A 13240-nucleotide genomic window follows, 5' to 3' on the forward strand; every position below is an offset into this window, starting at 1 on the left:
TGGGGCTTGAGCGGCTGACTGCTCAAGCCCCAAATCAGTGCCATTACTGCCCCCCCCAACACCACCCCACCCCAAAGGTCAATACATTGAACTTGGTGATTCATTGAACTGACCACTATTCTTGGCTGCCATGAGTATTAGCGTCCAGAACTTGAGCGTGAGCTACGGCGCGAACACCGCGATTCGGAACATCAGCTTCACCCTCGACTCCCCCGGCATGCACGGCATCATCGGCCCCAACGGCTCAGGCAAATCCACCCTCATGAAGGCGATGCTCCAGATCCTGGACAAACACAACGTCCACGGCACAGGCCCCACCGGCGCCCCTGCCGGCTACCCCGTCACCCTCGACGGCAAGGCCCCCGCCGAGCAGCGCCGCGCAATCGCTTATATCGAGCAGCGCTCTGACCTCGACCGCAACTTCCCCACCAGCGTCTTCGACACCGTCCTGATGGGCACTTACCCGCGCCTGGGTCTTTTCCACCGCCCCGGCAAGGCCGAACGCGAAGCAGCCACCCAGGCTCTCAAGGACGTCGACATGTGGGACTTTCGCCACCGCCACATCAGCGAACTCTCGGGCGGACAGTTCCAGCGCGTCCTCTTTGCCCGCGCCATCGTCCAGGACGCGGAGTACATCTTCCTGGACGAGCCCTTCGTCGGCATCGACGTCCCCAGCGAGAAGACGATCGTGACCCTGCTGCGGCAGATGGCGGACGCGGGCAAGCACGTCGTCGTCGTGCACCACGACATGAACACGGTGCGCGGCTACTACAACGACCTCATCGTCCTCAACGGCGAGCTCGTCGCGGCGGGTCCCACCGAGGAGGTCTTCGTCCCCGACGTGCTGCAGAAGGCCTTCGGCGCGCTCGTCATCCGCGAGCCGTCAGCACCAGCCCACCCCACGCCACGGCAGGCAGCCCTCCAGGAGGAGACAGCATGATCGCGGAGTTCCTCGACTCACTACTCAGCCACGGCTACCTGCAAAAAGCGCTGATCACCTCGGTGATCGTGGGCGTGGCCTGCGGCATCGTCGGCAGCTTCATCGTGCTGCGCGGCATGGCCCTGATCGGCGACGCCATATCGCACGCCGTACTACCGGGGGTCGCGGCCTCCTACCTGCTCGGCACGAACCTCTTCCTCGGGGCGGTGGTCGCGGGTCTACTCGCCACACTGGCGATCGGGCTGATCAGCGAACGCTCCACTGTGAAGAACGATTCGGCGATCGGCATCGTCTTTTCCACCTTCTTCGCGATCGGCGTGCTGCTCATGGCGAAAGCGCAGACGGCGACGGATCTGACGGAGATCCTCTTCGGCAACGTCCTGACCGTTCAGGACGCCGACCGCAACCTCTCGATCGGTATTGCCGCTGCCGTGCTGATTCTCACGCTGGTCTTTTACAAGGAGCTCAAGCTCAGCACCTTCGACCCCGTCATGGCGCAGTCGGCTGGCGTGCCCGTGCGGGCAATCCACTACGGGCTGATGGTGGTGCTCACGCTGGTGACGGTCATTTCCCTGCAGACGGTGGGCGTGATCCTGGTGGTCTCCCTGCTGATCACTCCGGCGTCGGCGGCGTACCTGCTGACGAACCGGCTGGGAGTGATGATCGGGCTTTCAGTGGCGATCTCGGCGCTCAGCTCCGTAGTGGGGCTGTTCCTGAGCTATAGCTACAACGTGTCCTCCGGCGTGACGATCGTGCTGACCGCCAGCGCGCTGTTCCTGCTGGCTTTCCTCTTCGCGCCAGGCAAGGGACTGATTGCTCGCTCGCTGGGCAATAAGCCACTGGCCGCGCTGTTGGCCCTCCTGGTGGGCGGTGCCCTCGTGTTCGGGGCCGTGACCTTCTCGACGGAGGAGAAGGCAGACGGTGAGCAGCTGAACGTCGTCACCACCTTCACGCTGCTGGCGGACCTGGTGGAGGAGATCGGCGGCGAGGCGGTGGACGTCCATAACCTCGTGCCGACCGGCACGGACCCGCACGACTACGACCCCCTGCCCGCGGACCTGGATGCGACGAGCGACGCCGACCTGCTGTTCTACAACGGGCTGAACCTCGAGGGCGGTGAACACGGCTGGCTCGCGAAACTGAAAAACACCGCGGGCCTGGACGATTCCCAGATGGTCGAGGCCACCAAGGGCGTGGAACCGAAGTACCTCAAGGACGAAAAGGGCAATCAGGAGATCAACCCGCACGCCTTCCTGGACCCGACCGTCGGCATCGCGATGGCCGAGAACGTGACCGCGGCGCTGGCCGAGGCCCTGCCCGAGCGTGCCGAGCACATCGAGGAGAAGGGGGCGGAGTACAAGGCCATGCTGGAGAGCATCGACGCCGACTACCGCGAGCAGATCGGTGCGCTGCCGAAGGAGGATCGTGTGCTCGTGGCCAGTGAACATGCCTTCCAATACATGGTCGACACCTACGGCATGGAGCAGCTGTATATCTGGCAGATCGACACGGATGAAAACGGCTCCCCCGCGCAGATCGGACACCTCGTGCGCCAGCTGAAGGACAAGCGCCCGAAGCACCTGTTCGTGGAGTCGAACGTGGATACGCGCCCCATGAAGACCGTCTCGAAGGAGGCCGGGATTCCGATCTTCGACGAGCCACTGCACTCCGATGAGCTCGGCAAGCCGGGCACGGTCGCGGGAACCTACGAGGATTTCCTGCGCAGCAACTTGAAGACCATGATCGCGGGGCTGAAGCGCTAAAACGCGAATGCTCGAGGCCCACATGCGTTGGGCTTCCCCGGTCGCATTCCCCCCCCGTTTACTAAACGAGCAGCATCCGCGTCCTACCCATGCAGGCGGTTAGCAGCGCAGACCAAAGCGGAGAGCACGGAAGCCTCCGGAGTCTGGCCGAAGCCCATGGTCCACACATGGTCATTGTTGTGACCTGCATAGACAAAGGTAGCGGTAGCTTCGAAGATTTCGAACTGGTGGAATTCCACGATTTCCACGCGGTAACCTGCATCAGCCAGCAGATTAGTGCAAGCCGACACCGGCCCCATAGCGGTAATCTCCTGGGTGAAGGTGTGGGTGTGGTCGTCCTTGTCGGTCAGTGTTAAGTCAGCGTTGAAATTCCAGCGCCCCAGGGTGCCGCGGGTTGCCTCGAAATTCTTGATCTGAACCGGGCCGCTCGTGGGGGAGTAGGTGTCCTTGAACTTCTGCCAGTTCATGCCACGAGCTTCTTGCCTTAAGCCTCGAGGCAGGCGATGTCCGAATCGAGCCCTAAATGGATCGTCGGAATAAGTTCGCACATTGCCGTCGTCCTGGTGCTCCAACGAAGGGCGCTTGCCCGTGAACGTCGTCGAAGTGGACATGTTCTTCTGGGTGCGAGTGGGAAACATTCTTTTCTGGTCCTTTGCTTAGTTGCTTTTGCTGTGAGTGGCGGACCAACCAAGTGCTTTGAGAAGTTGCGGCCAGAGACCCCGTGTGGAGGGGTCAGTCCTGTCGGCCTCCACCGGGGTTCGTAGCCTTCGCTACTCGAATAAGAATGTTCTGCTGCATGGGTGGAACCTTACTACAGGTAAAAGATGTGACACAAGTCATTCAATCAATATCTTTGGTGGATTCTTTGCTGTCCCCGTTAAATTCCGTTGACAGAGGCCAGGAAAACCGCCTCGCCAATAGCGATGTCGCGAATCTCGTTCGGGTCGACCGATTCATCAGCCGAGTGGATGCGAGCCTGTGGCTCCTCCACGCCGTAAAGCGCGATGTCAGCACCTGGTACGGCGTCCAGCAGGGTGGCGCACAGCGGAATTGAGGCGCCCTCGCCCATGCTTGCGGTCTCCTTGCCATAGGCGGCCGACAGGCTGTCAGCGACCAGTTGCACAACCTTGCCCTCAACGTTGGCCCGGAACGGGTTAGCCAGCTCGTCGCGTTCGACCGTCACCTTCACGCCCCACGGAGCATGTGCGCGCAGGTGATTTTCCAGCGCGTCCTGCGCCTCAGCCGGATCAACGCCGCCTGGGATGCGGAAGTTAATGTGCGCCATGGCGGTCGACGAAATCGCGTTGACAGCATTGGTTGCCGGTGGGCAGTCGATGCCGGTCACAATCACCGACGGGCGCGCCCAGGTCAGATCGGAGACGGAAGTGTCCTCGTTGCTAATCAGGCCCACTCCATTGAGCACGCCGGCGTCAGCGCGGAAAGTCTCTGGCGAGTAGTCCAGGCCCTCCCACCGCTGCGAGCAGTCCAGTCCATCAATAGAAGTAAAGCCATTTTCATCGCGCAGGCTGTCGAGCATGCGAATCAGTGCCGCCAGCGCATCCGGGGCTGCGCCGCCGAACATGCCCGAGTGAACCGGCTGCTCCAGCGCATCGACGCGTACTTCCACATCGGCGGTGCCGCGCAGAGTGGTCACGAGCGTCGGCTGGCCAACCTCGGCATTGCCGACATCCGCAATGAGGATGACGTCGGCGTCGAAAAGCTCTGGCTGTGTGGCGATGAGGTTGTTCAGGCCCGCCGACCCGCGCTCCTCGGAGCCCTCCACGATGAGTTTGATGTTTGGCATGTCGACGTGGCCCGCAAGAGCGTCGTCGCGCAGCGCGCGCAGCGCAGCCAGGTGCATGACCACGTTGCCCTTGCAGTCGGCAGTACCGCGTCCGTACCAGCGACCGTCGCGCTCATCGAGCGTCCACGGATCCGCGGTCCAAGCGGATTCGTCGCCCGCCGGCTGGACGTCGTAATGGGAGTAGAGCAGTACGGTCTTCGCGCTTTCCGACGACCCGGGGATGAAACCCGACAGTGCAATCGAACCGTCGATGGTGTGATGCGCCTCTAGCTCGATACCCAGCTCTGCGTACATGTCAGTAACCGCCTGGGCTGCGTCGATGCAGGCCTGCTTGGTTTCTTCGGTGCCGTGTACGGATGGGAAAGCGACCAGCTCGGTCAGCTGAGTGCGGATGGTCTCTCGTTGGCTGGAGATGTGGTCTCGCAGGGTGCCCGTGAGTTCCTTATCAATAATGCTCATGTGCGACAGTGTAGGCGCACAGGCATGATGGCGTTGGGAGTGACGTCGGGAGTGGTATTGGCGTTGGGAGTTGCGGCGCTTAACCTTGCACTCGATGGGGTTGAGTGCTAAAAAAGTGAATTAGCACTTGCTCTAATTGAGTGCTAATAAAAACAACTTCACACCTTGTGTATGTGTGCGTTGTATGCGAGTTGCAGCAAACTGCAGCACATACTGCAGCGCAGGCTGAAACAAGTGTTGCAAAGTCGTTAAAAAGTACAGTGTTGACTCCGGTGATGGAGAGGGCGGCGCTTCCCTCGAATCACATGCCGTCGCGGGCGCCTGGGTCAACTTCCAATGTAAGTGCCACATAAATAGACGGAGGATTCTTCAAACCTCATGGCTAAGATGATTGCATTTGACGAGGAGGCCCGCCGCGGTCTCGAAACGGGTCTGAACACCCTGGCAGACGCTGTCAAGGTTACGCTGGGCCCGAAGGGTCGCAACGTAGTCCTCGAGCGCAAGTGGGGCGCACCGCTGATCACCAATGACGGTGTCTCCATTGCACGTGAAATCGAACTTGAGGATCCTTACGAGAAGATCGGCGCTGAGCTGGTCAAGGAAGTTGCCAAGAAGACCGACGATGTCGCTGGTGACGGTACTACTACCGCTACCGTTCTGGCTCAGGCTCTGGTTTCCGAGGGTCTGCGCAACGTTGCTGCTGGCTCCAACCCGATGGGCATCAAGCGCGGCATCGAGAAGGCTGTCACGGCTGTTACCGAGAAGCTCCTGGAGTCCGCTAAGGACATTGAGACCAAGGAGCAGATTGCTGCTACCGCTGGTATCTCCGCTGCTGACCCGGCTATCGGTGAGCTGATTGCCACCGCTATGGACAAGGTCGGCAAGGAAGGCGTCATTACCGTGGAAGAGGCCAACACCTTTGGTCTCGACCTGGAGCTGACCGAGGGTATGCGCTTCGACAAGGGCTACATCTCCGGTTACTTCGCCACTGACATGGAGCGCCAGGAGGCCGTTCTGGAGGATCCGTACATCCTCCTGGTTTCCGGCAAGATTTCCAACATCAAGGACCTGCTGCCGCTGCTGGAGAAGGTCATGCAGTCCGGCAAGCCGCTGCTGATCATTGCTGAGGACGTCGAGGGCGAGGCTCTGTCCACCCTGGTCGTCAACAAGATCCGCGGTACCTTCAAGTCTGTCGCTGTCAAGGCTCCGGGCTTCGGCGACCGTCGTAAGGCAATGCTGCAGGACATGGCTATCCTGACCGATGGCCAGGTCATCTCTGAGGAGGTCGGCCTGTCGCTCGAGACCGCTGACCTGCCGCTGCTGGGTCGCGCTCGCAAGGTGGTCGTCACCAAGGACGAGACCACTATCGTCGAGGGCGCTGGCGAGCAGTCCGCTATCGAGGGCCGCGTCAACCAGATCCGCGCTGAGATCGAGAACTCCGACTCCGACTACGACAAGGAGAAGCTGCAGGAGCGCCTGGCTAAGCTCGCCGGCGGTGTTGCAGTTATCAAGGCTGGCGCCGCAACTGAGGTCGAGCTCAACGAGCGCAAGCACCGCATTGAGGATGCCGTCCGTAACGCAAAGGCTGCTGTGGAAGAGGGCATCGTCGCTGGTGGCGGTTCCGCACTGCTGCAGGTCTCGCACGTGCTTGACGACGAGCTGGGTCTGACCGGCGACGAGGCAACCGGTGTCCGCATCGTGCGTGCGGCTCTCGCAGCTCCGCTGCGCCAGATTGCTCTGAACGCTGGTTTCGAGGCCGGCGTCGTTACCGAGAAGGTTGCTTCCCTGCCGCAGGGTGAAGGCCTGAACGCTGCTACCGGCGAGTACATCGACCTGATGGAAGCTGGCATCAACGACCCGGTGAAGGTTACCCGCTCCGCACTGCAGAATGCCGCTTCCATTGCGGCTCTGTTCCTGACCACCGAGGCTGTTGTCGCTGACAAGCCGGAACCGGCTATGCCGGCAATGCCGGGTGGCGACGAGATGGGCGGCATGGGCTTCTAAAAGAGGTCCCGACTGCTTGAGTTAGCCTAAAAAGCGCCGCTGAGGGAAATCCTCAGCGGCGCTTTTTGCTGTGTAACTTGAGAAAGTTTTAAGTCCCCGAACCCACCCTCGTTGCATCAGACGCCTCAGCGCTTGGTAGTGAAAAATAACCGATGATCTGTACCCATGTACGCAATGCCGAGGACTGTCTGTTATTAATCCTGCTGCCTCAGTACAGGTGAGATCTTTAGGTGTCCCTTTAAGGCCAGAGACGGGCCGTCGCGCTCGCCGACAATCTGGATGCAACTACCGACTTATCAAAATGTGAAATTCTTCTGGTTTCGCTACCGAACCCTGCCACTTTGCTATTCGGCCGGCTTATTCGCGGCCTCGATAAGCTCGGTTGACCAGTTCGCCTGCTGAATACGGGTATCCAAGTCCCGGTATTCCTTCGCCGCCTTGTCGGCTTTCTGGCGCAGCGACCGGATATCCACAGTGGCGACATAGCGAATCTCCGAAGCTGAGTATCGATCCCGCCGACCCGAGCCCTGATCGGCTGCGGAGGTGTAGAACCGCCGCCGTGTTAGCAGGTGGTCGCGCTTCGCGAGTGCGTCGCTAAGCGTTCCGTCCTCGAAGGCAGTAGCGGAATTCGTGGCATTAATCGAGCGCACCAGCCATTCGAAGCGCGCCATCAGACGCTCGGCTTCGGCAATAAGCGCTTGCGGATCTTCATCAGGCGTATCGCCTTCCTGCACCTGCGCCACCAGCGCGAGACGGCGATTAATCTCAGCCAGCCGGTCGGAAACTTCGGATCGTGCGGCAAGAGCCTCGGATAACAACATGGCATTTATTGTACGCGCAGTGCTTATCGACGGTCGCTGCGTGCAGTCCCACCCCCCTCAATTTCGGTAAGACGGAACGTTAACTGCTGGGAAATTGCAGGTAAGGGCACCCGCATGGGGGACGCGTGGCAGAGAAATTCAGTAGGATAAGGGGTATGGCTGACAAGAATGAAGAGGAATTCCACATCGTCGATTTGGCGAAGACCGAAGGTTACGTCGTCGATGATTCTGATGAGGACGATCCGGTACTGGTCACTCCAGACGGTGAGCGGGTTGATACCTGGCGCGATGGCTACCCGTACGAGGAGCGCATGACTCGTAAGGAATATGAGTCTATTAAGAGGAAGCTGCAGATTGAGCTTCTGAAGTGGCAGAACTGGACCAAGGAAACTGGTCAGAAGCACATCATCCTCTTCGAAGGCCGTGACGCCGCTGGTAAGGGCGGTACCATTAAGCGTTTTAACGAGCACCTGAATCCGCGTGGTGCTCGTACTGTGGCTCTGGAAAAGCCGTCTCCGCGTGAGTCCACATCGTGGTACTTCCAGCGCTACATTGAGCACTTCCCGTGCGCTGGTGAAATCGTCTTCTTCGACCGTTCTTGGTACAACCGTTCGGGCGTTGAGCGCGTGATGGGTTTCTGTACTGAGTCGCAGCACGCAGAGTTCCTGCGTGAGGTCCCGATGCTGGAGAACATGATTCTGGGCTCCGGTATTTCGCTGACCAAGCTGTGGTTCTCTGTGACCCAGAAGGAGCAGCGCACTCGCTTCGCTATTCGCCAGGTTGACCCGGTACGTCAGTGGAAGCTCTCTCCGATGGACCTCGCATCGCTGGACCGTTGGGGTGACTATACCCGCGCAAAGGAAGAGCAGTTCCGCTACACGGATACGGATGAGTCCCCGTGGATTACCATTAAGTCCAACGACAAGAAGCGTGCCCGCATCAACGCAATGCGTTATGTGCTGAGCAAGTTCGAGTACACGGAGAAGGACCACGAGCTGGTTGGTACTCCGGACCCGAAGATTGTTAAGCGTGGCCGTGACCAGATTGGTGACTAGTTCGGTGGTCCGTGACTGACAAAGTTCTTGTCTAGAAGAAACGCCCGCAGGAGTGCTCAGGCACTCGGCGGGCGTTTTCTTATGGCTGGCGGCGGTGTGTGACGACGCCGGGGCGATGCCCTTATGGCTGGCAGCGCCGGGGCGATGCGAGTTAGTGACTGAGTTTATGACAAAAACGGCCAGAAATTTTGCCCGAAAGTGTCATAAACTAGGACAGTTTCACATTTGCAGCCCGCCAGGTTTTAGTCCGCCAGCTTGCAGCCGCTACCCCTCAATCAACTCCTGTCCCCAGTAAGAATCAGGGGTAGTGCCAGGGGCGATCCAATACACAGCGGAGCCGATGTGACGGTTCCACTCATTGAGCAAATCGCCGCGATCCAAACGGGCCTGGATTGCGCTGAACTGGTTGTCCGGGTTCTTCTGGAATGCAACCCAGACCAGGCCAACGTTCGGTCCTTCGAACGGGAAGGCCGGCTCACCGGGCTGGTCTTCGTAGGCATAGGCGCGGCGACGCAGGGCGTCGTCAGGCTGACCATCCTGCTCACGGGAAAGCGCCAAGTGAGACTGGCGGTGGATGAGATACTCGCCCTGGTCATCGACGGCGTCCATGTCCTCTTCATCGAACTCGTCATTGCCGCCGGAAAGAGGAGCGCCGGTGTGGAAGTCACGACCGATAACGATGGAGCGTTCGTCGGTGCTGAGCTCATCCCAATTGTTCAAGTCGAGGGCAATACGGCGAACAACCATCACGCAGGAGTTGTTAATCGCCTTGTCCTTGGAGTCAATCCACACCTGTTCGGACCATTCCTCCGGAGTGGACGGGTTGACGGTGCCGTCGAGCTGACCCAGCGGGTTGCGTGGGGTAGCGCCGTGAGGCTGCGAACCCCAGGCGTAGGAAAAGCCCTTCTGGAACCACTTCACGCGAGCCCACGGAGCCGCCTTCTTTTCCAGTAGACGGGACGCGGCCGAAACGGTGACGAGATCATCACCGCACAACTGCAGAGCGAAGTCAGACTGGCCCCACTCAGGGCGGAGCATGTCATGCTGGAATGACGGGATATCGTGCAGACCAGCCGGCTTGCGCTCTGGCTTGCCGAGCACATCGAAGATGCGCTCACCGAAACCTGCGGTAATGGTCAGGTTTGCAGTGGCTGCAACCATTTCCGGTTCCAGATACCCCTCGATGTCCTGGCCTTGGGTGAGGCGGCGGGCAACGTCGGTAAGCGAGGAGAACAGTGCCTTCAGATCTGCTGCGTCGACGCCGTCCTTCAAATCGAATGCGACGAGGCGGAGATGTGCTTGGCCGGGCTGTTCAACGCCTGACTGGACCGGGCCATCGAACGGAATCTTGGCGCCCCTCAGGGAAGTTTCGGAAGCCTGTGTCAATCGAGGTCACTCCTTGAAAGCGGTGGAATGAATAGCTTTTATGACTACGAGCTTAATCGCATTGGCCCCAGCAGGAGAGCACTAAAGCGAAGGCTCGGGGAGGGGCTAAGTGAATGACATATTTGTATATTGCGATATACTTCACATCCACAGCCGCCTCGAAGGTGTTCATAAAGGAAAGTGCTGCATATCGCACGTTTTCCGCGCAAGGTGTGTTTTGAGCCTAGCGCGCATGAGGCCCTCGAGTTATGCAGGGGAATCCCGGTGCAAGTCCGGAACTGTCCCGCAACGGTAAGCATCACTGCCAGAGCTTTGGTTTATCCGACGAGTTGATAACCAATCTTGCAGTGATGACAAGTCCGAATGCCTGCCGGTTGTGCAATTTCATATCCGATGCTGATCACGACTGACGAGGAAATCACGAGATCATGGCAATTCACGCAACCCTCGCGGGCATTCCGCGGATAGGGCGTAATCGTGAGCTCAAAAAAGCTCTGGAAAACTACTGGCGCGACCCGGCGACCGGCGGCCTGTTGGCCGCGACGGCGCGCAACACTGTCAATAGCTACATTGGCGCAGCGTTGAAGGTAGGAATCGACTCGGTTCCGACAATTGGGCGCTCGTTCTACGACTCTATGCTGGATACATCGGCGCTGCTCGGAGTGCTTCCAGCCCGCTTCCAGAATGTCCCGAAAACGGACGGTTCCAACCTACCGGAATGGATCAACCACTACTTCGCCGCCGCTCGCGGTACGAAGACGCAACCGGCATCCGCAATGACCAAGTGGTTCGACACCAATTACCACTACATTGTTCCGGAGCTGTCAGCCGATACTGAATTTACCTCTGACCTCACTGACTGGTTGGATGATTCCTGCAGCTTAAACAATGGCGCCACCACCATGCTGCGCCCTCATTTGATTGGTCCTGTGACCTACTTGAGCCTGTCGCGTACCGACGATGATTCGAACCCACTTGGCCTTTTGGAAAAGTTGACCGATGCGTACGCGGAAATCATCGCTCAACTGGGGGATAAGGGCTTTGAGTGGATTCAGCTCGATGAGCCAGTATTGGTCACTGACCTCGATGAAGTGACTCTTGCTAGGACTCGCCAGGCCTACGAGAAGTTGGCCGGCGTGGCGGAGTCTGCGAATACCAAGTTGTGGGTGCAGACCTACTTTGGTGATGGTGATCAGGCGCTGGAAACCCTTTCTGGCACAGGCGTGCAGGCCATTGGTTGCGACCTGGTAGCAGGTAGCTCCGAGCTGCCGCATTGGACCGGCAAGGAACTGCTGGTTGCGGGCATTGTCGATGGTCGTAATGTGTGGCGCACCGATTTGGATGCAGCCCTGGCGACGCTGGAGAAGCTGGCAGCCCGAGGCCCCATCGCGGTGTCGACTAGCTGTTCGCTGCTACATGTCCCGTACTCCCTGGCCTCGGAAAACCCGAGCGAAGAAGATGCCGAGGTGCTGCAGTGGCTGGCCTTCGGCGATGAGAAAATTGCCGAGGTGACCCTTTTGGCGAGGGCGCTTGATGCCAAGTTGAATGACCGCCAACTCGATGCCGCGGATTTAAAGGTGTTGAGGGAGTCCCGGGCAGCACTGGCATCGAGGGCAGAGTCGAAGCGGATTGTTAAGCCTGAAGTTCGTGAAGCTTTGGCGGCAATCGAGGATAGCGACCGTAACCGTTCCCCGTTTGCGGCTCGCCAGGCGGCTCAGGCTGAGACCCTCAATCTGCCTCCGCTGCCGACCACCACAATCGGTTCCTTCCCGCAGACCAATAGCATTCGTCGTGCACGTGCGCAGCTGCGCACGGGAGAGCTCACCCCAGCTGACTACGAGTCGGCAATGCTCGCTGAAATTCGATCTGCCATTGAACAGCAGGAAGAACTGGGGCTCGATGTGCTGGTTCACGGTGAACCTGAGCGCAACGACATGGTGCAATACTTCTCGGAGCAGCTGGACGGCTACCTTGCCACCACCAATGGCTGGGTCCAAAGCTATGGTTCCCGCTGTGTGCGCCCGCCAATTCTCTACGGTGATATCACCAGGCCAGAGCCGATGACGGTGCAGTGGTACAAGGCAGCGGCAGACATGACTGACCTTCCCGTCAAGGGAATGCTCACCGGGCCGGTGACCATGTTGGCATGGTCGTTTGTCCGTGATGACCAGCCCATCGGTGACACTGCGGATAACGTTGCGCTGGTTTTGCGCGATGAGATTGCAGATCTCGTGGCCGCTGGAGCGCAAATCGTGCAGGTCGATGAGCCAGCCATTCGCGAGTTGCTGCCCCTGAATGAAGCGGACCAGCCCGCCTACCTGAAGTGGGCCGTAGGTTCCTTCCGTCTGGCTACCTCTGGTGTGGCTGACGACATTCAGATTCATACGCATATGTGCTACTCGGACTTCAATGAGCTCATTGACACCGTCGATGAACTCAACGCCGATGTCACGTCCATCGAAGCAGCTCGCAACGGCATGCAGGTGCTCGCAGCGCTGAAGGATGAGGGATACGTTCGGGGGATTGGTCCAGGTGTCTGGGACATCCACTCGCCTCGCGTGCCGACGGACGGAGAAGTCAACCAGCTCGTGGAAGATGCGCTTGAAAGCGTTGACCCCAACCTGCTGTGGATTAATCCGGACTGTGGTCTAAAGACCCGAGGTTGGGAAGAGGTTACGGCTTCACTGAAAGTATTGGTAGCCGCAGCTCAGCAGGTTCGGTTGCAGCTAGCAGAGTAAGTCGCGAACTGCATAGCCGAAAAATAAATAGCGGGTTAAGTAGCAAAAAGTGTGTCTGGTCGGCGTGACGCTGGGTGGGTACCTTTTGCTACTTAGCCCCACTTAGCCCCAATGTGAGTAGCTGACTGCGTTTATGGCTGGCGGCAGCGGGCCAATGTGAGTTACTGACTGCGTTTATAGCAAAAACTGCCCGAAAAATGGCTTGAAAGTGCTATAAACTTACACAGTTTCACATTTGCAGCCCGTTGTGCCAACAAAGCCCCTACACAA

Annotated in this window: 9 protein-coding genes and 1 riboswitch; of the genes, 5 read left to right on the forward strand and 4 right to left on the reverse strand. The window is 59.0% G+C overall.

Annotated elements, in window-relative coordinates; translation table 11 throughout:
* The first annotated feature begins 130 nt into the window (after nucleotides 1-130).
* A complete protein-coding gene (locus tag QKE19_RS03730; RefSeq protein ID WP_035006260.1) occupies nucleotides 131-940 on the forward strand; it encodes a metal ABC transporter ATP-binding protein in 810 nt (269 codons plus the stop codon).
* Nucleotides 937-2703 carry an iron chelate uptake ABC transporter family permease subunit gene (locus QKE19_RS03735; RefSeq protein WP_222865187.1) on the forward strand — a complete coding sequence of 589 codons (1767 nt, stop codon included), beginning with the start codon at nucleotides 937-939 and terminating at the stop codon, nucleotides 2701-2703. The genes QKE19_RS03730 and QKE19_RS03735 overlap by 4 nt, the downstream gene beginning before the upstream one ends.
* An 83-nt stretch (nucleotides 2704-2786) precedes the next feature.
* Here the strand turns inward: QKE19_RS03735 and QKE19_RS03740 are convergent, their stop codons facing one another.
* On the reverse strand, nucleotides 2787-3341 hold the full coding sequence (locus QKE19_RS03740; protein WP_048731724.1) for a hypothetical protein: 555 nt from the start codon (nucleotides 3339-3341) through the stop codon (nucleotides 2787-2789).
* A 239-nt stretch (nucleotides 3342-3580) separates the two neighbouring features.
* Nucleotides 3581-4966 carry a dipeptidase gene (locus tag QKE19_RS03745; protein ID WP_070601052.1) on the reverse strand — a complete coding sequence of 462 codons (1386 nt, stop codon included), beginning with the start codon at nucleotides 4964-4966 and terminating at the stop codon, nucleotides 3581-3583.
* A 378-nt stretch (nucleotides 4967-5344) separates the two neighbouring features.
* On the opposite strand from QKE19_RS03745, the gene groL reads away from it, so the two are divergent.
* Nucleotides 5345-6970, forward strand: a complete 1626-nt coding sequence (gene groL / locus QKE19_RS03750) for a chaperonin GroEL (RefSeq protein ID WP_347890399.1) — start codon at nucleotides 5345-5347, stop codon at nucleotides 6968-6970.
* Nucleotides 6971-7314: 344 nt separating this feature from the next.
* On the opposite strand, the gene QKE19_RS03755 is transcribed toward groL, so the two are convergent.
* The gene (locus QKE19_RS03755; protein ID WP_049190643.1) at nucleotides 7315-7791 is read right to left on the reverse strand and encodes a DIP1984 family protein; all 477 of its coding nucleotides are present in this window, start codon (nucleotides 7789-7791) and stop codon (nucleotides 7315-7317) included.
* A 155-nt stretch (nucleotides 7792-7946) separates the two neighbouring features.
* On the opposite strand from QKE19_RS03755, the gene ppk2 reads away from it, so the two are divergent.
* The gene (gene ppk2, locus QKE19_RS03760) at nucleotides 7947-8846 is read left to right on the forward strand and encodes a polyphosphate kinase 2 (RefSeq protein ID WP_005510168.1); all 900 of its coding nucleotides are present in this window, start codon (nucleotides 7947-7949) and stop codon (nucleotides 8844-8846) included.
* 264 nt (nucleotides 8847-9110) lie between these two features.
* Here ppk2 and QKE19_RS03765 read toward each other — a convergent pair whose 3' ends face one another.
* Nucleotides 9111-10232, reverse strand: a complete 1122-nt coding sequence (locus QKE19_RS03765; RefSeq protein ID WP_070595433.1) for a Dyp-type peroxidase — start codon at nucleotides 10230-10232, stop codon at nucleotides 9111-9113.
* Between the two features lie 207 nt (nucleotides 10233-10439).
* Nucleotides 10440-10622: riboswitch (cobalamin riboswitch) on the forward strand.
* A 38-nt stretch (nucleotides 10623-10660) separates the two neighbouring features.
* Here QKE19_RS03765 and metE point away from each other — a divergent pair.
* Nucleotides 10661-12970 (forward strand): 5-methyltetrahydropteroyltriglutamate--homocysteine S-methyltransferase, encoded by a 2310-nt coding sequence (gene metE / locus QKE19_RS03770; protein ID WP_347890402.1) that lies wholly within the window; start codon nucleotides 10661-10663, stop codon nucleotides 12968-12970.
* The last annotated feature ends 270 nt before the right edge of the window (nucleotides 12971-13240 follow it).

The organism is Corynebacterium sp. c8Ua_99, from assembly GCF_039907185.1.
Lineage (GTDB): Bacteria > Actinomycetota > Actinomycetes > Mycobacteriales > Mycobacteriaceae > Corynebacterium > Corynebacterium jeikeium_D.

Coding starts and splice junctions, on each gene's coding strand:
- QKE19_RS03730 (WP_035006260.1), top strand. CDS start 131: ATGAGTATTAGCGTCCAGAACTTGAGCGTGAGCTACGGCGCGAACACC.
- QKE19_RS03735 (WP_222865187.1), top strand. CDS start 937: ATGATCGCGGAGTTCCTCGACTCACTACTCAGCCACGGCTACCTGCAA.
- QKE19_RS03740 (WP_048731724.1), bottom strand. CDS start 3,341: ATGTTTCCCACTCGCACCCAGAAGAACATGTCCACTTCGACGACGTTC.
- QKE19_RS03745 (WP_070601052.1), bottom strand. CDS start 4,966: ATGAGCATTATTGATAAGGAACTCACGGGCACCCTGCGAGACCACATC.
- groL (WP_347890399.1), top strand. CDS start 5,345: ATGGCTAAGATGATTGCATTTGACGAGGAGGCCCGCCGCGGTCTCGAA.
- QKE19_RS03755 (WP_049190643.1), bottom strand. CDS start 7,791: ATGTTGTTATCCGAGGCTCTTGCCGCACGATCCGAAGTTTCCGACCGG.
- ppk2 (WP_005510168.1), top strand. CDS start 7,947: ATGGCTGACAAGAATGAAGAGGAATTCCACATCGTCGATTTGGCGAAG.
- metE (WP_347890402.1), top strand. CDS start 10,661: ATGGCAATTCACGCAACCCTCGCGGGCATTCCGCGGATAGGGCGTAAT.